The organism is Streptomyces javensis (assembly GCF_039525925.1).
Lineage (GTDB): Bacteria > Actinomycetota > Actinomycetes > Streptomycetales > Streptomycetaceae > Streptomyces > Streptomyces asiaticus.
Genome location: NZ_BAAAIF010000042.1, coordinates 16409 through 36773 on the forward strand (window position 1 = coordinate 16409; position 20365 = coordinate 36773).

The following is a 20365-nucleotide window of genomic DNA, read 5'->3' on the forward strand; positions in this document are numbered from 1 at the left end:
TCACCCGGCCTTCACCTGGAGGCCCTTTTCCTTCAGATCGGTGATCGTCTGGCCCTGCACCTTCTTCAGCACGGAGCGGAAGTCGGACCCGTCGCCGATGGCCGCCGTGAAGGCGTCGCCGAGCCGCTGGTAGAGGGTGTCCGTGGCGGGGCCCCACTTCCAGCTGGTGTCCACGCCCTTGCTCGCCTCGTCGAAGACCTTGCTGTACTCCTGGCCGCCGAAGAAGTCCTTGTGCACATCGAGCTGGGAGGTGGTGTACCCCTGCTTGGCGCCCGGGGTGCCATAGCCGTTCTCGATCAGGAGCTTGATCGACTCGGGGTCGGTGTTGAGCCAGATCGCGAAGGCCAGCGCGTCCTTGGGGTACTTGGACTTGGCGAAGACCGCGGTGGTGGAGCCGCCCCAGTTGGCGAAGGCGGCGTCGCCCTTCTTCCACTGCGGCATGGGCACCACGCGCCATTTGCCCGCGGTCTTGGGGGCGTTGCCGACCAGCAGGGCGTCGCCCCAGCTGGCGCCGAGCCAGGAGGCCATGTCGCCGGTCTGGACGTCCTTGTACCAGGCGTTCTGTCGGTCCGGGATGGTCTTGATGAGCTTCCGGCGGACCAGCCCGTACCAGTAGTCGGCGACCTTACGGGTGGGCTCGTCGTCGATGGAGACGGTCCAGGTGTCGCCCTCGGTGCCGAACCAGCGCGCCCCGGCCTGCCAGGCGAGCCCCGCGAAGCGGTTGCCGTTGGTGGCCGAGAAGGTCTCGATCCAGGCGCCCTTCTTACGGATCGCGGTGGCCGCCGCCTCGTACTCGTCCCAGGTGGTGGGCGGCTCTATGCCCCACTTCTCGAAGAGGTCCTGACGGATGAACAGGCCCATGGGGCCGGACGCCTGCGGTACGGCGTAGACGGCCTTGCCGAAGACGGACTGCTGCCACTGCCAGCCGATGAACTTGTCCTTGTGGTCGGCGACCCCGTACTTGGTCAGGTCCAGCAGCCCGTTGTCGATGAGGAAGCTGGGCACGACCGGGTACTCGATCTGGCCGAGGTCCGGCGGATTGCCCGCCTTGATGGCGGCGTGCATCTTGGCGTACTGGGCGCCGTCGACGGCCGAGACCTTCTCGACCTTGACCCGCACCTCCGGGTTCTTGCTGTTCCACAGGGCGACGGGCTTGTCGATGCCCGGCACCCAGGACCAGAAGGTCAGGGTGATCTTCTCGCCCTTCTTGCGGCCCTTGGGCTCATCACCCCCGTCGTCGTCCGAGCCGCAGCCCGCGAGGGCGAACCCGGCGGCCGCGGCGGCGGCGCCGCCGAGGACCGCGCGGCGCGGCGTGCCGTGCGTCCAGGTGTTCCGGTTTCTTGCGGTGTCGCTCATACCAGCTCCTCCACGGGAATGCGCCGGAATGTGATGGTCGAGTAGGCGCTGAAGTCGCCGGTCTCGTAGAGCAGTCCGACCGTGGCGTCGTCGAGCCGGACCAGATCGGAGTAGGCGGCGGGCAGGCCGTTCACGGTGTGGCTCGGCCGCCAGGTGACGCCGCCGTCAAGGCTGGTGCGGACGGTCATCAGCGCCCGGTACGCGGGGTCGGCGGGGCCGGAGAAGAGCAGCGCGTCCGGCTCGCCGAGGTGCAGCACGCTGCACTCCACGACCGGGGCGACCAGTCCGGCCTGCGGCCGGAAGGGGAGGTCCAGGGTGGCGCCGCCGTCGCCGGAGTGGGCGTCGGCGCGGGTGCCGGGCGCGGTGGCGTCGGTGCGGGTGTTGAAGTAGACCCGGCCGTCGGGGAGTTGGGCGGCGGTGGTCTCGTTGACGTTGACGTAGCCGTCCGGGTTGTCGTCCACGTACCCGATCCGCCAGGTGGCGCCGTCGTCGTCGCTGAGCAGGTCGTGCCCGCCGTTGTAGCGCCCCTCGGTGCCGTCGTCGCCGGGGACGGTCGGGGGCAGGGAGTGGTTGCCGGGGATGACGATCCGGCCCGCGTGGGGGCCGTACCGCAACTGGAGGGCGTGGCCGGGGGTGGTGGCGTACCAGCGCCATTCGGGCCGCTTGGTGCTCGCGGTGATCTCGCGGGGCTCGCTCCAACTCGTGCCGTCGTCATCGCTGTAGGTCAGCCACACCCGCCGCCCGTCGGCCGCGCTCACCTCGCCGCGCCGGATCCGGTCCTCGGTGGCGGAGGCGGCGCTGCGGATGTGCACCAGCAGGACGCGGCCGTCGTTCGGGCCGCCGTCGAGGACGACGGGGGCGGGGTTGCCCGCCGTTCCGTCGCCGTTGCGGGCGACGACCTGTAAGGCGCCCCAGGTCCGTCCGCCGTCGGCCGACCGCTTGAGCACGAGGTCGATATGGCCGTCGTCGGCGGAGGAGTTCACCCTGCCCTCGGCGAACGCGAGGACGGTGCCGTCGTGGGTCAGCACGGCTGCCGGGATCCGGTAGCTCGCATAGCCCTCGGTCCCCGCCCGGAAGGGAACGGACACCTCGTACGAGCGTGCCGCCCCCGTGTCGACTGCCATCAAGCCTCCCGATGCCCCGTCGCAATCGAGTGCCGAGTCATAAATGGGACGTAGGACGTCCCTTGTGTGCGGCGACCTTAGGGTTTGCCTTACAGAGCGTCAAGAGACGGCGCATGAACAGTTGGAGACGCGGCGGGAGCGCGTGTGGGCGCCGGGTGCGGAGCGGGTTGACGGCATGCCCGCCGCATATGCCCCGAACGGGTGAGCCGGGCCCGAATCGCGCCCGCCGGGGCGCGGGCCGGGGCAGGATCCGGATGCCATGGACGCCGTAAGGGTCGCGCTGCTGCGCGAAGTCCTCGCCGGAACGGAGTGGCTCCAGGCCACCCGCCGCTTCGCGGGCTCGCTACGGGCCTCGGTCGGACCGCGCGCGGGCGGACTGCTGCTGGTCGGCAGCGAGGCTTACGAACCGTGGCACCTGGCCGCGCACCTCGACGACGAGGCGGCCTGGTCCGGGCTGCCCGAACTGTCCCCCACCCTCGTCCGCCACCGGGTGCCGGAGGGCACCGCCGTCCCCGCGCACCTGGCGGTCGGGCTCGGGCGGCTGGAGCGGGCGGGCCGCGGGGAGACCCTGCTGGTGGTCGCGCCGGACGACCCCGGATCCGGGCTGCTGGAGCGGGTGAACGACGCCCGCCGGGGCGGGGCCACCGTGCTCGCCCTCGACGGCGGCGCCACCGAACTGCACGCGCTGGCCCATGACGCCCTCTCCGCCCCCGAGGGCGGCGAACTCGACCTCGACACCCTTCAGCACCTGGTCAGCGCGGCCGCCGGCGAGAACAGCCTGCCGCGCCCCGGCCGCCGCCGCTTCCAGGACCGGCTCGCCCGGCTGGCGGAGCACTTGGCGGCGCCGCCGCCGACGCATTGGTGAGGGGGGCCGTACGGACCGCGGCCTACGGGCTGCTGACGGCGCCCCGCGAGCCGTAAGACAGGCGCAGGCGGTAAGGCGGGCGCAGGCGGTAAGGCGGGCGCAGGCGGTAAGGCGGGCGCAGGCGGTAAGGCGGGCGCGGGCCCTGAGGCAGGCGCAGGCCGTAAGGCGCACGACTCGTGAGGTCAGCCTCAGTCCGTCGCCGCGGGATCGTCATCCCGCCAGCGCGGGTCGTTCCGCCACTCCTCGTTGCGCTCGCGCGCCGTCTCCATCGCGCGGGCGGCCTCCTCCGGGGAGGCGTACGGGCCGAGGCGGTCGGCGGCGCGGCACTCCGGGCCCTCTTCGACCTTCTGGTGCTTGATGCAGTAGTACCACTCACCGGGCTTGCCGGCGGTTCCCCTCTTGAACAGCGCCATCCCGGCCTCCGCTCGTTCCCCAGTGGCCCGAAGGGCCCTTGCGGCCATGCTGCCCCATGCGCCGCCGATACACTCGCTGATATGTCTGGCCAGTCGCTTCTAGTCCCGGGGAAGCTCTCCCCCACTCGCACCGTCCCCGCCTCGATCCCGCGTCCGGAGTACGTCGGGAAGGAGGGCCCCACGCGTTATGACGGGCCCGAGGTCCAGGACGCCGAGACGATCGAGCGCATGCGGATCGCCGGGCGGATCGCCGCGCGGGCGATGGAGGAGGCCGCCAAGCTGATCGCACCGGGGGTCACCACGGACGAGCTGGACCGGGTGGCCCATGAGTACATGTGCGACCACGGCGCGTACCCCTCGACGCTGGGCTACCGCGGGTTCCCCAAGTCGCTGTGCAGCTCGGTCAACGAGGTCATCTGCCACGGCATCCCCGACACCACCGTCCTCAAGGACGGCGACATCGTGAACCTCGACGTCACCGCCTACATCGGCGGGGTGCACGGGGACAACAACGCCACCTATCTGTGCGGCGAGGTGGACGAGGAGTCGCGACTGCTCGTGGAGCGCACCCGTGAGTCCCTCAACCGCGCGATCAAGGCCGTCAAGCCCGGCCGCCGGATCAACATCATCGGCCGGGTCATCGAGTCGTACGCCAAGCGCTTCGGCTACGGCGTGGTCCGCGACTTCACCGGCCACGGGATCAACACCTCGTTCCACTCCGGCCTGATCGTGCCGCACTACGACAGCCCGCACCACACCACCGAGATCAAGCCGGGGATGACCTTCACCATCGAGCCGATGCTGACGCTCGGCACCCATGAGTACGACATGTGGGAGGACGGCTGGACCGTGGTCACCAAGGACCGCAAGCGGACGGCGCAGTTCGAGCACACGCTGGTGGTGACCGAGACCGGGGCGGAGATCCTCACTCTGCCGTAGCCCTGCCGTAGTGGACGGGGCGGTTCGAGATGCCTTGTGCCGGGGGCCGATTCTTCGGCGGTTGTTTTACCGACAGGCTGTCGGGAAAGCATTGACGTAGGCGATGGTCTCTACTTAGGTAAGCCTAACCTGCATACGTCGGCCCCGGAGGTCCACCGTGGAGTTCTCCGCCCTGATCCGCAACGCCTCACGGGAAGCGCACTCGGACGTCGGGAGCTCGTCGTTCATGAGCGATCTGCTCGGTGGGCGGCTGGGAGTGGCGGCCTATCGCCGCTACTCCGAGCAGCTGTGGTTCGTCTACCGCGCCCTGGAGACCCCGGCCGACGCCCTCGCGGGGGACCCCGTGGCGGGGCCGTTCCTCCGGCCGGAACTGGCCCGGCTGGCCGAGCTGGAGCGCGACCTGGCCCACCTCGGCGGCCCGGCCTGGCACGGCGACCTCACCGCGCTGCCCGCCACGGCGGCGTACGCGGCGCGGGTCGCGGAGTGCGCCCGTGACTGGCCGGCGGGCTATGTGGCCCACCACTACACCCGCTATATGGGCGACCTGTCCGGCGGCCAGATCGTCCGGGACACGGCGGAGAAGACCTGGGGCTTCGACCGTAAGGGCGACGGGGTGCGGTTCTACGTCTTCGAGTCGATAGCCAACCCGGCGGCCTTCAAGCGGGAGTACCGCGCGCTGCTGGACGCGCTGCCGGTGGACGATCTGGAGAAGCAGCGCGTGGTGGAGGAGTGCAAGCGCGCCTACGCGCTGAACGCGGGGATCTTCCGGGAACTGGCCGAGGAGTTCCGGCTCAGCGCTTGAACCTCCGCAGAAGCCCACGCCCAAGCCCGCGCGAAAGCCCGCGCCCACTGGGCAGGAGGGATCGGTGAGCGCGGGCGATCGGTGCGGCGGGTCGGTCAGGACCCGCTGCCCGCCGACTCGTCGATACGCCGTCGGTACGGCGGCAAGGACGGCCGCCGTACCGGCCAGACCATGGCCCCGGCGGGCCAGGTCTGCACTGCTCCGCCCCGCGTCACGTACGGCTTACCCGCGCGCCACGAGGGGTCGCTTGGACGGGAGCCGCTGTGGTGTCATCCGGTGGTCAGCTCCTGGAGCCGCTGGCGCAGGGCGGCGGCGGGCGGGTCGGTGAAGCCGTCGAGGAGGGTGAGGGCTTCGATGCGGTGCTGACGGGCTTGCTCGGGCTGGTCGTTGTCGGCGTGGGCGTCGGCGAGGTGGGCCAGGGTCTGGGCCAGGTTCCAGGGCTGGTCGAGGTCGCGGAGGATGCGCGCGGCGGTGGTGTGGAAGTCGATGGCTTCCGGCAGGCGGCCGAGGGCGCGCATCGTTTGGCCGATGCCGTCGTAGGCCAGGGCCTGGCCCGTGCGGTTGCCGATGGAGCGCTGGAGGGTCTCGCACGCCCAGTACGCCTCAAGGGCCTGGTCGTGATGGTTCTGTTCGCGGTGCAGGGCGGCCTGTTCGAGGTGGAGGAGCGCTTCAAGTCCGGGTGGGCTCGTGGTGTCGAGCATGGCTGTGGCTTCCGCCATGTGCTCCTCGGCCTGAGCAGGGTCGCCGGCTTCCCGGGCGACGCGGGTCAGGAGGAGCCGGGCATCGACATGCATGTAGTGGTCGGCTCCGGTTTCGCGGTAAACGGCCAGAGCCTGGTGGGCCAGACGCGCGGCCTGCTGGTGTTCGCCGAGGTCGGCGGCGACGTAGGCGAGACCGCACAGGGCCGGGCCGGTCCGGTGGTAGGGACCGTGCTGTTGGTAGAAGGCCAGCGCCTGTTCCAGGCGGGTGCGGCTCGCGTCCAGGTCGCGCTGCCACAGGTGGACCAGGCCCAGGCCGCCCGCGGATTCGGCCACCCCGGGCAGGTCGCCGATACGGGTGCGCAGGTCGAGTGCGGCCTGATGGTGTTCGCCGGCCTGCGCCAGCCGCCTGGAGTCCTTGTACGCGGTGCCCAAGGTGTCGTGCATCAGGGCTTGGGCCCGCAGGTCGCCCAGCCGTCGGGCGGCCTCCAGTCCGATGTGCCCCATCGTCTGCCAGTCGTCGAAGGTGTCGCGGGCGATGTGGAGGCTGTGCAGGGTGGCCGACAGCTGCCAGGCGATCTCGTCCAGCCCGGCCTGTGCCGCGATCTGTGCGATGGCCAGGAGGTTGACCTGCTCCCGTCGGTGCCAGGCGAACGCGTCCTGCTGTCCGTCGAAGGCCACTAACGGCGCCGGGCGGGTCTGCTCCGGGGACAGGACGGAGGGGTGATGGGTCTGGACCGCCGCGCGTGCGGCGTCGGCGGTGTGCAGGTACCAGACGGCCACCCGGCTGAGAGCGGAGTGCTGGTCTTCGGTGGTTTCTTCCTGGTGGGCCTGGTCGGTGGCGTAGGCGCGCAGAAGATCGTGGAACCGGTATCGGTCCGCGCCGGTGGACTCGATCAGATGGGCGCCGGCAAGGAGGTCCAGCAGGCCGTGGGTCTCTCGAGGTGCACGTTCGGAGAGGGCGGCGGCGGCCTGGACTGAGAAGTCGGGGCCGGGGTGCAGGCCCAGGAGACGGAAGAGGCGGGCGACGGGGGGCGGGAGGGTGCGGTAGGACCAGGCGAAGACGGTGCGTACCGCGTCGGCTTCCTCCTGGTCGGGGCTGGAGAGCGCCTCCCACAGGGTCGACTCGTCGCGTAGCTGGGCGGTCAGTTCGGGCAGGGCGAGCAGGGGGTGAGTCGCGGCCCGTTCGGCGGCGATCCGTAGCGCCAGCGGCAGCCGTGCGCACAACCGGGCCAGCTCGGCTATCTGAGCAGGGTCGTCGCCGGTGCGGTAGCCGCGGGTGGCCGCGGCGATCAGGTCCGCGGACTCCTGCTCGGCGAGCATGCCCAGGGTGATGCGGCGGGCGCCGTCGCGCACAGCCAGACCGGACAGGCGGTGTCGGCTGGTCACCACCGTCAGACACCCCGCGGTGCCGGGCAGCAGCGGGCGGACCTGCCCAACGGTGGCGGCATTGTCCAGCACCACCAGGACCTGCTTGCCCGCCACCAGCGACCGGTACAGCTCGGCACGTTCCTCCAGCCCAGCCGGGATCGCTGGGGCGGGAACGCCGAACGCGCGCAGGAACCGTTCCAGGGCGGCTGCGGGTGCCAAGGGCGGTCCCGTGTCGTAGCCGCGCAGGTTCACGAACAACTGGCCATCGGGGAAGCGCCCGCTGATCCGGTGGGCCAGACGGACGGCGAGCGAGGTCTTGCCCACCCCGGCCGTCCCGGCGATCACCACCACCGGCACCACGCCATCCCGGCCATCGCTGGAGTGCAGCGCGTCCAGCTCAGCGAGCTCAGCGGCCCGGCCGACGAAGCCGGACACATCGCCCGGGAGCTGCCGCGGCACCGGAACCTCCACACTCACCGGGGCGGGACCGTGGAAATGCACACCACCAAGTACCTGCCCGGCCTGCACCACATCCCGGGCCGCTCCGGACAGATCCGACCACACCCCACCACGCACCGTCCCGTCCCCCGGCCCGCCGGGTAAGACATCCTCCATCCCCAGCCTCCCCCTTCCGCATCTCGCGGCGCCCGGCGCCCGGCGCCCAGCGCCCGGCGTCACGGCAAGAGCGATACGGTCTCTGCCGCTCCCAACCTCACACACCCAACCCCGTCTGTCACGACGGCCTGAAGGGCAAGGGCCGACCGCGGGTGCTCGGCTCAAGCCATAGTGAAGGGTGCTGTGGACCGGTACCGGTCCACAGCACCCCGTTGCCAGCCTGTTGGATCAGGCGGGCATGTCGAACTCGCCGTTCCACACCCCCAGCAGGAATGCCTCCCACTCGGCCCGGTCGAACGCCACCATCGGGCCCGTCCTGTTGCGGGTGTTACGCACGTGCGCCACCCCCGCGTCGAAGCGGACCTCCACACACTGTCCCGCGTTCGGGCTGAAGCTGCTCTTGAACCAACCCTCGTCCGCCGGCGGGAACACCGTCATCGCGGTCATCGCCTTCTCCTTCCCCGTGTACGGGCCGCTCGCCCTGATGCGGCGCCCCGGTGCCATGAGCACACCGGTGAGCACAGGGGTGAGGCCACGGTGAGAAGCGCTCACTCACACCTCACTCACACCTCACTCACCACCGGCCCGGGAAAGCGCCAGCAAGGTATGTCGACCGCAGACGGTCCAACGCCCTTCGGTCGGAGGCACGACGGCCGCCCCGGGAACAGCCGCAAACCCGCTCCGAGAACGTGGTGCCCCAGCCCCGCGCAGCGGGTGCTCATGTCACAGCTGGGACAGGAGTGCTCTGCTGTGACGGGAGAGGCGGTTCGCTCCGGTATTTGCTCCTGTGCGCTTCTGGTACGCGCCCCGTGCGCTGTCCAACGGTGGTCCGCCAAGGACACGCCACCCCGAGCACCGAATCCGCGTTCGCCGATCCGAACCCGCCTGGGGCGCGTGACGGGGACCTGGACGGTAGAGGGGCACGGCATGGACGCCACCGGCGCAACACCAGACGACGAAGACCCGGTGGACCAACCCCGGCCGAACGCCCACCTGCGGCCCGTGCCAGACGAAGCCACTGACCCTCCGCTGCCCGAAGACGAACCGCACAGCCCACCGCCCGACCGCGCGCCGGAGAACTCGGTGCCGGTCCCGTCCGCGGGCGGTGCGGACGGTCCGGTACGGCAGGCCGCCGAAGCGTTCGCGGCCGAACTGATCCGGCTGCGCACCGCCGCAAGACTCTCCCAACTCGCCCTGGCCCAGCGTCTCGGGTACGACAAGACCTACGTCACCCATCTCGAACGCTGTACCCAGGCGCCCACCAAGCCGGTCGCCCGCCAGGCCGACGAGTTCTTTGGCTCCGGTGAGGCCCTGACGCGCCTCTGGCGCGCCTACCACACCGCCCGCACCGCCAGCCGACGCCAACAGTCACAGCGCCCCACCTCGCAGGCGCCGCCCCGGCCTGCTCCCGCCGCTCTGCACAGCACCCTGCCCCGGGACATCGCGGCCTTCACCGGCCGCGAGGGCGAACTCCACCGCCTTCTGCGCGCGGCCGAGGACGGGCACGCCCCGGTCATCAGCATCCACACCGTCGACGGCATGGCCGGTGTTGGGAAGACCGCCCTGGTCACCCACGCCGCCCACCAGCTCGCGAAGCGCTACCCGGACGGACATCGGTTCGTCGACCTCCACGCCCACACCGCAGGCCAGCCACCCGCCGACCCTGCCGACGTCCTGGCCACCCTGCTCATCAGCATCGGCATCAGCCCCCAGAACCTCCCCGACACCCTGGAGGACCGCGCCGCCATGTGGCGGGACCGGCTGTCCGGAAGCAGGATGCTGCTGATCCTGGACAACGCCGCCAGCCCCGACCAGGTCGAACCTCTCCTGCCCGCCTCCCAGGAGTGTCTGGTCCTGGTCACCAGCCGACGGCGCCTGATCGCCCTCGACGGCGCCGAACCCCTCCCCCTGGACACCCTGCCGCCCGACCAGGCCGCTCGCCTCTTCACCCGCCTGGCCCGTCGCGCCCCCACCGACACCGACCACAGGGCGGTCATCGAAGCCGTACGGCTATGCGGCCACTTACCCCTGGCGATCACCCTGCTCGCCTCACGCCTGGCCCACCACCCCAACTGGGACCTCACCACCTTCACCGACGAATTCGCCACCGCACAGGACCGCCTGGGCGAACTCGAAACCAGCGACCGCGCCGTCGCCGCCGCCTTCGACCTCTCCTACCAAGACCTCCCACCCCACCTCCAACACCTCTTCCGCCACCTCGGCCTCCACCCCGGCCCCGACATCGACCCCTACGCCACCGCCGCCCTCACCAACGTCCCCCTGGCCCAGGCACGACGCCACCTGGAAACCCTCTACACCGACCACCTCATCGAAGAACCCACCCCCCGCCGCTACCGCCTCCACGACCTCCTCCGCGAATACGCCCACACCCTCACCACCCACGACCCCACCGAAACCCGCGCCCAAGCCACCCAACGTCTCCTGAACTACTACACCCACACCGCCCAAACCGCCGACCACCACCTCAACAACACCCCAAGCCCCGACACCCGCACCATTCCTGCGCCCGGCGCGGCACCCGAACTCACCACCCGCGAACAGGCACTGACCTGGATGCGCACCGAATACCCCAACCTCCTCGCCTGCGCCCACGACACCATCACCCACGCCCAACCCACCCACCACCTGCACCACGCCGCCGCGCTCGCCCACGCCATGGCCGCCTTCTTTGACCAGGATGGATACTGGACCATTGCTATCCGCCTCCATCAGACCGTCACCCATACCTCCCGCACCCTGGGCGACCTCCGCGCCGAAGCCACTGCTCTGCACGACTTGGGCCTGGTATGGCAGCGGAGAGGTGACTTTCCGAAGGTGGAGGAGCTGGCCCAACGCGCCTACGACCTCTACCACGCCCTCGGTAATCACTACGGCCAAGCCAACACACTCCTGACCCTGGGCCGAGTGCGGCAGCTGATGGGTGACTATCCCAAGGCCGAGGAGCTGGCCCAACGCGCCTACGACCTCTACCACGCCCTCGGCAACCACACCGGTCAAGCACACGCCCTGCGCAGCTTAGGTTGGGTGCGGCAACGCACAGGTGACTATCCCAAGGCCGAGAAGCTGGCCCAACACGCCTACGACCTCTACCACGCCCTCGGCAACCACTACGGCCAAGCCAACACGCTGCTTGCACTGGGTTGGGTGCGGCAACGCACAGGTGACTATCCCAAGGCCGAGAAGCTGGCCCAACACGCCTACGACCTCTACCACGCCCTCGGTAACCGCTACGGTCAAGGACACGCCCTGCGCGACTTAGGCCGCGTACGACGAGAAACAGGCGACTATCAAACAGCCAACAAACTCATCCAACGGGCCTACAACCTGTTCCAAGCCCTCGGCAACCGCTACGGCCAAGCCATCGCCCTGCGCGACTTAGGCCTGGTGCGGCAGCGCACGGGCGACTATCCGAAGGCCGAGGAGCTGGCCCAACGGGCCTACGACCTGTTCCACGCCCTGGGTGACCGCATCGGTCAAGGACACGCCCTGCGCGACTTAGGCCGCGTACGACGAGAAACAGGCGACTATCAAACAGCCAACAAACTCATCCAACGGGCCTACAACCTGTTCCAAGCCCTCGGCAACCGCATCGGTCAAGGACACGCCCTGTACGACTTAGGCCGCGTACGACGAGAAACAGGCGACTATCAAACAGCCAACAAACTCATCCAACGGGCCTACGACCTCTACCACGCCCTCGGCAACCTCCAGAACGAAGCCTGGGCTCTTTTGGAACTAGGGCGGCTAAGCACCGCTGTTCGAGAATTTGCGCCAGCTGCCGACTTCCTGGACCGCTCGCTAGCCTGGTTCCACGACGTCGGCCACGGCCAAGGCGAGGCCGAAGCTCTCGCTGCTACCGGCGACCTACAGGCCGCCGCTACTGGACCGCAGCCCGCACTCGACACCTACCACCTAGCCCTGACTCTTGCCTGTCAGATACACAGCCCCCTGGACGAGGCACACGCCCTTGAAGGAATCGCCCGCTCCCAAGCACACACCGACACGCAGGCAGCGATCATCAGCCTTCGCGAAGCCGTGACCATCTACCGACGCCTCGGCGCCGCCGAAACAGCCACCAACTACCTCACTCAACTGGAAGCTGGACAAGCCTAGGCCCGCCATGCGCTGAGCAGAGGAGGCTGCCGAGCAATGGCGGCGTCAAGTCGCCCGCCTTCTACGCGAGGACTCGTGATCTACCCGTGAAAGCAGAGCTGTCAGCAGCGTGGATCGGCCCGTTCGGGGCCTCAGTCGGGGTGGCGGGGCGCTCTTCTGAGCGGATGGCTCCAGCAGCGACACCGGGCGAAGATTGCCAAGGAGGAACGGCGGCAGACGTACCCCAGGAGTGCGGCAGAGGCTGGGCTCAGCACACTGCTGGAAGCCCAGCCACCAACCTTCCCTGTTCTCAGCCTATTTCAGGGGCAGCTCGGCGAGCATGACGGCATAGACCGGGGAGTCCGGGAAGGGCTGACGCTCCCCGACCTTCCGGAAGCCCCAGGTCTCGTAGAGGGCCTGGACCCGAGGGTGCTCGGGGTCCACGAGCAGCACTGCGAGATCCTCGTCCCGCCCTGCCATCAATGTGCGGGTCAGCCGTTCGGCCACTCCCTTCTTGCGCCACTTCGGGCTGACAGCCAGCTCGGAATACGAGAAGGTCAGATCCTTCACGGGCGCCGGGTCGAGGTGCTCGCGCCACCACTCGCGGCCCGGAACGGCCGGGGCGCCGTAGGCGAAGCCCACTGGCTTGTCGCCGTCGAACGCGATCACGCAGGAGAACTCCGGGTGGCCGCCCCAGTGGTCCACGAACCAGGGGAAGCGCTGGTTGAACTCGTCGTCCATCGCGTCCGCATACGCCTCGGCGTGCACGTCGATCAGGGTCTGGCGGATCTCCGGGAGGTTCGCGTGGGTGAAATGGCGGACGTCCAGACCTGTGGCACTCAAGCTCGACTCCATTCGGATCGGTAGCGGTCTCCCCACTCGCGGGCGACGCCTGCGTCCGGGGCGAGAATGATCAAGTCGCGGTAGTAGTCGCCGAGAAGTGAGCGCAGGCGGCCGGGCAGCGGGTCCCCGGCCATTAGGTCGAAGACCGTGGAGGCGGTTGCGCATGCCTGATCGATGTCGCGCTGGTGCAGCTGGGTCAGGGCGAGCCGTGCGGTGGCCAGGGCACGGTTGCGGCGGAACTGCTGAGGGATGGTGGCCAGCGCCTTGTGCGAGGCGGCCTCCGCCTCCGCGGGTTCGCCGATCCGGTCCCGGACGATGGCCGTCATGGCCAGGAGCTCGGCAGGCCCGTAGAAGACGGTCCAGCTCGGCCTGGGATCGTCCATGGACGCCTTGCCCAGGGCCTCTTGGGCGCAGCCGAGGGAGCGTAAGGCGGCCTGTCGGTCGCCCAGATTGGAGTGGGCGAGCGCGGTCCGGGCGTGGGCCAGAGAGGCGTAGAACGGATCCCGCCGGGCGATGGCCGTCGCCTGGGCCGCGTGGCCGGAGTCGACGGCCTCGGTGTACGCACCACGATGATGGGCCAGAATGGAGTACAAGTTCCAGGCATCCAGCTCCGCAATGGAGTCCTTCGCCATCCCGGCCAGATAGAGCGACCGGTCCAGCAGGCTCTGCGCCCGGTCGGTCCGCTTGGCGTCGATGGCGGACCAAGCGGCCATGGACATGTAGTCGGCGGCCACGCTGAACAACCTCTGGCGGATGCGCTGGGAAGCGCCCAGCTTCTGCTTCTCCAGCGCCTCGGCCGCCCCGGCAAGGGCCGTGCGCTGCAATTCGTCATGACCTCCCCGTGCGGCGTCCAGGGCCACCAGGGCGTCCACACCCGAACGGAGCCGAATCACGTCCGAGGTGCCTACGGAGTGCTGTGCGACGAGAGGGACGGCGACCGCGGCCGTCGTACCAGTGGTGGCGGTCAGGAAGTTCCTGCGCCTCACGGGATCCTCCGGTTCTGTGGCGGGGCATCTTCGGGCCGGTGGGACGAATCCCAGTTCTTCGGCCGTACATCCGAATACTGCCCTTAAGGCTGCCCGCTGCCGAGAGTGCGGCCAACGGGTCTTTCCGGTCAGCCAGTTGCGAACGGTCCGGTCGCTGACCGTGCCTTCGTAGCCGTCGCGGTGCAGATGAGTGTTCACCGCGTCCGCCAACCCGGTCTGGGTGAGCCCGCTCTCGCGCATGGCGCCGATGAGGTTTTCGTTCCCCTCCACGTACCCACCGTAGCCATGCGAGCCCCCTCCGTGATGGGAGTTCGCCGAGAATTTCCGGTTGGGTGGTTTGCACACCCGATGGGTATTACCTCCCCACGCGCGACGAGCCGTCGTTCACTCGGACAAGGCCGCTCACTTCGCACCCACTGAGGTCCTGATGTCCGTGACCGCTACACCTCGCCCCACGGGGCACCCCGGATACTCCCAGACCATGCGCCGCGTACCGGAGAGCGCGGAGGCCGCCCGCACGCTGGTACGGACCGCACTGACCGCCTGGGGGCAGGAGAACCTGATCGAGGACGCCGCCCTGGTCATCACCGAATTGGTCTCCAACGCCGTGGACCACGCCCGCCTGGAGTCGATCCGCGTCGTCGTCACCCGGCCGTCCGAGACGTTCGTCCGCCTCGGCGTGGTGGACCGGTCCCGGAATATCCCCTACCTGCGGACGGACCCCAACGGCGACAACACCCGTGGCCGAGGGCTGCTGTTGGTCGATGCCCTCACGGACCGATGGGGGACGGACCGATACCGCTGGGGCAAGCAGGTCTGGGGCGAGCTGAAGTGCGGCTGATCATCCGTAGCGTCGTCCGCCCGCAGCACGGCCGCCCGCGTGGCTCCAACGCGGCGTTCCGGGCCAGGCCGCAGGAGCGCTGCTGATGGCGGGCGGCGAGCAGACCGATGTCGCCTTGAACGCTGAGGAGGCTTGGCGGGCGGCCATCGAGCACGCTGCGGGCTGCCCGGCCTGCCGGACGCCCGGCGCCGTATGCCAGACCGGGGAGCGGTTGCTCAGCGTCTACGAGGAGGCAGTACGCCTGGCTCGGGCAGAGGAGGGCACATGAGGCGGCGCCATCCGCGGTCAACCGCCCCGCGGGCCGGACTGCTCGCCTTCCGCGCCACTCCGCGCGTCCTGCCGCTCTACGTAATCCCCGCGCCGCCGGTGCTCGCGGTCCGGCTCCACTTCGCGAGCGCCCCCGCCCCATAAGCCGGGTGGGTCGCTGGGCTCCGGGCCCCCGTACCGGACGACGGCCCCAGCGGCTCACCCTCCAAGCCCCCAGCGGTAGGCGCAGCCCAGGCGTAGCCGCCGCAGGGCAAGGTCAGCTGCCGCCCCTCCTGTTACATGTCGTTGAACACCTTGGCGCCGTCGGCGGCGAGCTTCGCCGGGATGTCCGGCCGCCGTCGGAGCCGCGCCGCTGTCCCGGGTCTACTGGCAGCCGGTGGAGGTGATCCGCCATCCGCGCACCGGGGAGCGGATCGTGCTGCCGCTGCGCGACCGGGCGACCGGGCGACCCGCGCCCGTCAACCGAGCCGCGCCCTTAAGAGGCGTGCGTCACGCTCCCCGGACTGCGAACCGCATCAAATCAGCCACCTTGGCCAAACCTTTGCCATCCACAGGGCACCTCTTGACCTTACACAGGATCCACACAGGCAAGGCTCAGTTAAGTTAGGCCAGCCTTATCCACCCGCCGTACGTCCGTCCTGTCCCGCCTGCCCTGATTCCGTCTGGAGCCCGTATGCGAGCCGCTCGCACCTCCGTTGTCGCCGCGATATCGGCACTGACGACGATCACCGCCGTCGCCGGATGCGCCCAGAAGTCCGACGCCAAGGACTCGGACGCCATCCAGGTCACCGCCTCCGACAGCGCGTGCGAGGTCTCCAAGACCTCCTTCCCCGCCGGGCATGTGAAGTTCGCGGTGGAGAACAAGGGCTCCAAGGTCACCGAGGTCTATGTCTACGCCCCGGGCGACCGGATCGTCACCGAGCGGGAGAACATCGGCCCCGGCACCAGCGCCTCGATCAACGCCGAGGTCAAGGCCGGTTCGTACGACATCGCCTGCAAGCCCGGGATGAAGGGCCACGGCATCCGCCAGAAGGTGTCCGCCACCGGCAAGGGCAAGCCGGCCAAGCGCGATCCGAAGCTGGACAAGGCGGTGGCCGGGTACCGGACGTACGTCCAGAAGCAGGCCGACGACACGCTGCCCGCCGTCCAGAAGTTCGCCGACGCGGTCAAGAAGGACGACCTCGAGGGCGCCAAGAAGCTCTACGCCCCCTCGCGCATCGGCTGGGAGCGCACCGAGCCGGTCGCCGAGTCCTTCGGCGATATCGACCCCAAGGTGGATGTGCGCGAGGACGGCCTGGAGAAGGGCCAGAAGTGGACCGGCTGGCACCGACTGGAGAAGTCGCTGTGGCAGACCAAGAAGATCACCGCGGCCGACCATGACCTCGCCGACCGGCTCGTCAAGGACCTGAAGGACTGGCAGAAGCGCGTCGGCACCGCCGACATCACCCCCACCGGCATGGCCAACGGCGCCAAGGAGCTGCTGGACGAGGTGCAGACCGGCAAGGTGACCGGTGAGGAGGAGCGCTACAGCCACACCGACCTGGTGGACTTCAAGGCCAACGTCGAGGGCGCCGAGACCTCGTACAAGCTGCTCAAGCCGGTGGCTTCGAAGAACGACCCGGAGCTGGCCAGGGAGCTCGACAAGCAGTTCGCGGCCGTCGCGAAGCTGCTGGACCAGTACCGCGAGGGCGATGGCTTCGTGTCGTACGACACCGTCTCGGAGTCCCAGCGCAAGAAGCTGTCCGACGCGGTCAACGCGCTCGCCGAGCCGCTCTCCCGGCTCGCCGCCGCCGTCGTGACCAAGTGAGGGGGCGGGGCATGACCGACGAGGCCAACACGGCTCCCTCGCGCGAGACCGGTACGCCCCCCTCGCGCCGGGCGCTGATCGGCTGGGGCGGCGCCGGGCTCGCGCTCGGCGCCGCGGCCGCCGGGGGCACCGCGGCCGCGCTCGGCGGCGGCTCGGACGACACCAAGACGGTGGCCGACAGCGGCGCCGCGGTGCCCTTCCACGGGGCGCACCAGGCGGGGATCGCCACCGCGGTGCAGGACCGGCTGCACTTCGCGGCGTTCGACGTCACCACCGACGACCGCGCCGAGCTGATCGCGCTGCTGAAGGAGTGGACGAAGGCGGCGGCCCGGATGACCCAGGGGCACACGGTCGGCGGCGGCGCGGTGAGCGATCTGGCGGAGGCCCCGCCGGACGACACCGGCGAGGCGCTGGGGCTCAAGGCGTCCCGGCTCACCCTCACCATCGGCTTCGGACCCACGCTGTTCAGGGACAAGAAGGGCAAGGACCGCTTCGGCATCGCCGACCGCCGCCCCGAGGCGCTGATCGACCTGCCCGCCTTCCCCGGCGACAACCTCGACCCGGCGCGCAGCGACGGCGATCTGTGTGTGCAGGCGTGCGCCGACGACCCGCAGGTGGCCGTGCACGCCATCCGCAACCTGGCCCGCATCGGCATGGGCAAGGTGGCCATCCGCTGGTCGCAGCTGGGCTTCGGCAAGACGTCCTCGACCACGCCGGACGCCCAGACCCCGCGCAACATGATGGGCTTCAAGGACGGCACCCGGAACATCGCGGGCACCGACACCGCCGCCCTGGACAAGCATGTGTGGGTGAGCGGAAAGGCGGGCCCGGCGTGGCTGGTCGGCGGCTCGTACCTGGTGGCGCGGCGCATCCGGATGCACATCGAGACCTGGGACCGGACCTCGCTGAAGGAGCAGGAGGACGTCTTCGGCCGGGACAAGGGCGAGGGCGCGCCGCAGGGAAAGCAGCGGGAGCACGACGAGCCGAACCTGAAGGCGATGCTGCCCACCGCGCACGTCCGGCTGGCGCATCCGGACTCCAACGGCGGGGCCCGGATCCTGCGCCGCGGTTACTCCTTCACCGATGGCACGGACGGTCTGGGGCGGCTGGACGCGGGGCTGTTCTTCCTCGCCTACCAGCACGACGTACGGGACGGATTCGTGCCCGTACAGCGGCGGCTGGCGCGGACCGACGCGCTCAACGAGTACATCCAGCACGTGGGTTCGGCGCTCTTCGCGATCCCGCCGGGCGTCCGGGACGCGGACGACTGGTGGGGCAGGGCGCTGTTCTCCTGACGAACTGATGGACTGACGGACTCCTCCAGGAACCCTCGACCTCCTCCGGAAACCCTCCAGGAACCCTCGACAAGGAAGGCGAACCCCGTGTTCGGCAATTACCTGATCGGTCTGCGCGAAGGGCTCGAAGCCAGCCTCGTGGTCTGCATCCTGGTCGCCTATCTGGTCAAGACCGGGCGCCGGGAGGCGCTGCGCCCGGTGTGGCTGGGGATCGCCGTCGCGGTCATCCTGAGCATGTCCTTCGGCGCGGCCCTGGAGTTCGGCTCGCAGGAGCTGACCTTCGAGGCGCAGGAGGCGCTGGGCGGTTCGCTGTCGATCCTGTCGGTGTCCCTGGTGACCTGGATGGTGTTCTGGATGCGGCGCACCGCCCGCCATCTGAGGTCCGAGCTGCACAGCAAGCTGGACGCGGCGCTCGCGATGGGCACCGGGGCGCTGGTGGCCACGGCCTTCCTCGCGGTCGGCCGGGAGGGCCTGGAGACCGCGCTGTTCGTGTGGACGGCGGTGCGGGCGAGCAACGACGGTACGGCGGACCCGCTGATCGGCGTGGTCCTGGGCCTGGTCACCGCGGTGGTGCTGGGCTGGCTGTTCTACCGGGGCGCGCTGCGGATCAACCTGGCGAAGTTCTTCACCTGGACCGGTGCGATGCTGGTCGTGGTGGCGGCGGGGGTGCTCGCGTACGGCTTCCACGACCTCCAGGAGGCCGACTGGCTGCCCGGGCTGCACTCGCTGGCCTTCGACATCAGCTCCACCATCGCACCGGACTCCTGGTACGGCACGGTGCTCAAGGGCGTCTTCAACTTCCAGCCGGACCCGACCTGGCTCCAGGTGTGGATATGGGCGCTCTACCTGGTCCCCACGCTCGCGCTGTTCCTCCGCCCCGGTAGGGTGTCGCCGTCCACAGCAGCCCCCACGAATCGGGAGCCGGAGCCCCATGACACGCAGGTCGCCCCGTCGGCAGCTGGCAGTTCCGACCGCAGCGGTGGTACTGACGCTGGGGATGACGCTCACGGGGTGCATGACGGTGCACGGCGAGCGGGAGAACATTCCGTCGGTGGACAAGGCTGAGGCGCCCAAGGCGCTCCAGCGGTTCACCGAGACGTACAACAAGGCGTACCGGGAGCTGGATCCGGCGCTGGCGAGCCAGGTGGAGACGGGCCCGCTGGAGGCCATCACCACGGCCGACCTCAAGGCCCAGCACGCGAGCTCGCCAGAGGGCAACCCCAAGTACCCGTCGCTGGAGCTGTCCGACGTCACCTACCGCATCCCCAAGCAGGTGGGCTGGCCGAAGTTCTTCGTCGCGGACACCGACAGCAACCGCGACGACAACCGCTGGCTGTTCGTCTTCACCCGTGGCGGTGCCGATGAGCCGTGGAAGGCCGCGTATCTGTCGATCCTCAGCCAGGACGAGGTGCCGGACTTCGCGACCGACAAGGACGGCTGGGCCAAGCCGGTCCGGGCCGCGGGACCGGCCCCGAAGCTGGCCACCCGGCCGGACAAGCTGAGCGCGGAGTACGCCGACTACCTGATGACGGGCAAGGGCTCGGTCTTCGCCGACGGCCAGTCCACGTCGGGGATGCGGGACACCCGGAAGAAGTACCTGCGCACGCCGAAGTTCTGGACCGAGTACATCGACAGCCCGGCGCAGGGCGCACAGGACGCCCCGGTGGGGCTGCGCACCTCGGACGGCGGGGCGATCGTGTTCTTCACCTCGCACCACCGGCAGAAGCAGACCATGGCGAAGGGGTTCCGGCCCAACCCGGATCCGCAGATCAAGGCGCTGATGACGGGGGAGGCGAAGAAGGCGGTGACGCTGACGAGGATCGCGGAGTCGGCGGTACGCGTCCCCGCGAAGGACGCGGCGGACCCGAAGGTGGTCTTCCTCAACCGCCTGGAGGGCGTCACCGCGGCGAAGGGCGAATAGGCGGGGTCGTGGGCAATCGTCCCGCGGAGGGGGCACCTCCCAGCGGTAGCTGGGGAGGGACGGGTGGGCGCAACCCACCCACCGGCCCGCACCCGGCAACGAAACCTGA

The 20365-nt window shown here is 69.8% G+C and carries 16 protein-coding genes; 9 read left to right on the forward strand and 7 right to left on the reverse strand.

What is annotated here, in order from left to right; all coding sequences use genetic code 11:
- Both ABD329_RS30400 and ABD329_RS30405 read right to left on the reverse strand, forming a co-directional pair.
- Entirely contained in the window at nucleotides 1-1356 is a 1356-nt protein-coding gene (locus ABD329_RS30400) for an ABC transporter substrate-binding protein (RefSeq protein ID WP_198278460.1), read from the reverse strand.
- Nucleotides 1353-2480 (reverse strand): sialidase family protein, encoded by a 1128-nt coding sequence (locus ABD329_RS30405; protein ID WP_198278461.1) that lies wholly within the window; start codon nucleotides 2478-2480, stop codon nucleotides 1353-1355. Before ABD329_RS30405 ends, ABD329_RS30400 begins: the two co-directional genes overlap by 4 nt.
- A gap of 259 nt (nucleotides 2481-2739) precedes the next feature.
- Between ABD329_RS30405 and ABD329_RS30410 the strand changes: the two genes are divergently transcribed.
- Nucleotides 2740-3345 (forward strand): hypothetical protein, encoded by a 606-nt coding sequence (locus ABD329_RS30410; RefSeq protein WP_198278462.1) that lies wholly within the window; start codon nucleotides 2740-2742, stop codon nucleotides 3343-3345.
- Between the two features lie 188 nt (nucleotides 3346-3533).
- On the opposite strand, the gene ABD329_RS30415 is transcribed toward ABD329_RS30410, so the two are convergent.
- On the reverse strand, nucleotides 3534-3758 hold the full coding sequence (locus ABD329_RS30415) for a hypothetical protein (RefSeq protein ID WP_198278463.1): 225 nt from the start codon (nucleotides 3756-3758) through the stop codon (nucleotides 3534-3536).
- A gap of 81 nt (nucleotides 3759-3839) precedes the next feature.
- Here ABD329_RS30415 and map point away from each other — a divergent pair, with 81 nt between their 5' ends.
- Together map and ABD329_RS30425 are read left to right on the forward strand one after the other, a co-directional pair.
- On the forward strand, nucleotides 3840-4697 hold the full coding sequence (gene map / locus ABD329_RS30420) for a type I methionyl aminopeptidase (RefSeq protein ID WP_086883424.1): 858 nt from the start codon (nucleotides 3840-3842) through the stop codon (nucleotides 4695-4697).
- Between the two features lie 157 nt (nucleotides 4698-4854).
- The gene (locus ABD329_RS30425) at nucleotides 4855-5499 is read left to right on the forward strand and encodes a biliverdin-producing heme oxygenase (protein ID WP_309142781.1); all 645 of its coding nucleotides are present in this window, start codon (nucleotides 4855-4857) and stop codon (nucleotides 5497-5499) included.
- A 269-nt stretch (nucleotides 5500-5768) separates the two neighbouring features.
- Here the strand turns inward: ABD329_RS30425 and ABD329_RS30430 are convergent, their stop codons facing one another.
- Together ABD329_RS30430 and ABD329_RS30435 are read right to left on the reverse strand one after the other, a co-directional pair.
- Nucleotides 5769-8183 (reverse strand): ATP-binding protein, encoded by a 2415-nt coding sequence (locus ABD329_RS30430; RefSeq protein ID WP_344317192.1) that lies wholly within the window; start codon nucleotides 8181-8183, stop codon nucleotides 5769-5771.
- 228 nt (nucleotides 8184-8411) lie between these two features.
- Nucleotides 8412-8735 (reverse strand): DUF397 domain-containing protein, encoded by a 324-nt coding sequence (locus ABD329_RS30435; protein ID WP_309142960.1) that lies wholly within the window; start codon nucleotides 8733-8735, stop codon nucleotides 8412-8414.
- Nucleotides 8736-9266: 531 nt separating this feature from the next.
- Between ABD329_RS30435 and ABD329_RS30440 the strand changes: the two genes are divergently transcribed.
- Nucleotides 9267-12317 carry an ATP-binding protein gene (locus tag ABD329_RS30440; protein ID WP_344317193.1) on the forward strand — a complete coding sequence of 1017 codons (3051 nt, stop codon included), beginning with the start codon at nucleotides 9267-9269 and terminating at the stop codon, nucleotides 12315-12317.
- Between the two features lie 294 nt (nucleotides 12318-12611).
- On the opposite strand, the gene ABD329_RS30445 is transcribed toward ABD329_RS30440, so the two are convergent.
- Nucleotides 12612-13151, reverse strand: coding sequence for a GNAT family N-acetyltransferase (locus ABD329_RS30445; RefSeq protein ID WP_198279850.1), 540 nt, complete (start codon nucleotides 13149-13151; stop codon nucleotides 12612-12614).
- Nucleotides 13136-14365, reverse strand: coding sequence for an NsdA family TPR-like regulatory protein (locus ABD329_RS30450; RefSeq protein ID WP_214665356.1), 1230 nt, complete (start codon nucleotides 14363-14365; stop codon nucleotides 13136-13138). The genes ABD329_RS30445 and ABD329_RS30450 overlap by 16 nt, the downstream gene beginning before the upstream one ends.
- A 187-nt stretch (nucleotides 14366-14552) precedes the next feature.
- Between ABD329_RS30450 and ABD329_RS30455 the strand changes: the two genes are divergently transcribed.
- From ABD329_RS30455 to ABD329_RS30475, 5 genes are all read left to right on the forward strand, one after another.
- A complete protein-coding gene (locus tag ABD329_RS30455; protein WP_198279848.1) occupies nucleotides 14553-14966 on the forward strand; it encodes an ATP-binding protein in 414 nt (137 codons plus the stop codon).
- A 940-nt stretch (nucleotides 14967-15906) separates the two neighbouring features.
- On the forward strand, nucleotides 15907-17040 hold the full coding sequence (gene efeO, locus ABD329_RS30460; protein WP_198279847.1) for an iron uptake system protein EfeO: 1134 nt from the start codon (nucleotides 15907-15909) through the stop codon (nucleotides 17038-17040).
- An 11-nt stretch (nucleotides 17041-17051) separates the two neighbouring features.
- Nucleotides 17052-18335, forward strand: coding sequence for an iron uptake transporter deferrochelatase/peroxidase subunit (gene efeB, locus ABD329_RS30465; RefSeq protein ID WP_198279846.1), 1284 nt, complete (start codon nucleotides 17052-17054; stop codon nucleotides 18333-18335).
- Nucleotides 18336-18422: 87 nt separating this feature from the next.
- Complete coding sequence (gene efeU / locus ABD329_RS30470; RefSeq protein WP_198279845.1) at nucleotides 18423-19400, forward strand: iron uptake transporter permease EfeU; 978 nt, start codon at nucleotides 18423-18425, stop codon at nucleotides 19398-19400.
- Nucleotides 19333-20256: an SCO2278 family lipoprotein gene (locus ABD329_RS30475; protein ID WP_486388702.1), complete on the forward strand. Its 924-nt coding sequence runs from the start codon at nucleotides 19333-19335 to the stop codon at nucleotides 20254-20256. The genes efeU and ABD329_RS30475 overlap by 68 nt, the downstream gene beginning before the upstream one ends.
- The last annotated feature ends 109 nt before the right edge of the window (nucleotides 20257-20365 follow it).

Excerpts from the sequence above, each read along its gene's own strand:
- efeO (WP_198279847.1), top strand. The coding sequence starts at position 15,907 with ATGCGAGCCGCTCGCACCTCCGTTGTCGCCGCGATATCGGCACTGACG.
- ABD329_RS30450 (WP_214665356.1), bottom strand. The coding sequence starts at position 14,365 with ATGCGCGAGAGCGGGCTCACCCAGACCGGGTTGGCGGACGCGGTGAAC.
- map (WP_086883424.1), top strand. The coding sequence starts at position 3,840 with ATGTCTGGCCAGTCGCTTCTAGTCCCGGGGAAGCTCTCCCCCACTCGC.
- efeB (WP_198279846.1), top strand. The coding sequence starts at position 17,052 with ATGACCGACGAGGCCAACACGGCTCCCTCGCGCGAGACCGGTACGCCC.
- ABD329_RS30410 (WP_198278462.1), top strand. The coding sequence starts at position 2,740 with ATGGACGCCGTAAGGGTCGCGCTGCTGCGCGAAGTCCTCGCCGGAACG.
- ABD329_RS30445 (WP_198279850.1), bottom strand. The coding sequence starts at position 13,151 with ATGGAGTCGAGCTTGAGTGCCACAGGTCTGGACGTCCGCCATTTCACC.
- ABD329_RS30475 (WP_486388702.1), top strand. The coding sequence starts at position 19,333 with ATGACGCTCACGGGGTGCATGACGGTGCACGGCGAGCGGGAGAACATT.
- ABD329_RS30415 (WP_198278463.1), bottom strand. The coding sequence starts at position 3,758 with ATGGCGCTGTTCAAGAGGGGAACCGCCGGCAAGCCCGGTGAGTGGTAC.
- ABD329_RS30455 (WP_198279848.1), top strand. The coding sequence starts at position 14,553 with ATGTCCGTGACCGCTACACCTCGCCCCACGGGGCACCCCGGATACTCC.
- ABD329_RS30405 (WP_198278461.1), bottom strand. The coding sequence starts at position 2,480 with ATGGCAGTCGACACGGGGGCGGCACGCTCGTACGAGGTGTCCGTTCCC.
- ABD329_RS30400 (WP_198278460.1), bottom strand. The coding sequence starts at position 1,356 with ATGAGCGACACCGCAAGAAACCGGAACACCTGGACGCACGGCACGCCG.
- ABD329_RS30430 (WP_344317192.1), bottom strand. The coding sequence starts at position 8,183 with ATGGAGGATGTCTTACCCGGCGGGCCGGGGGACGGGACGGTGCGTGGT.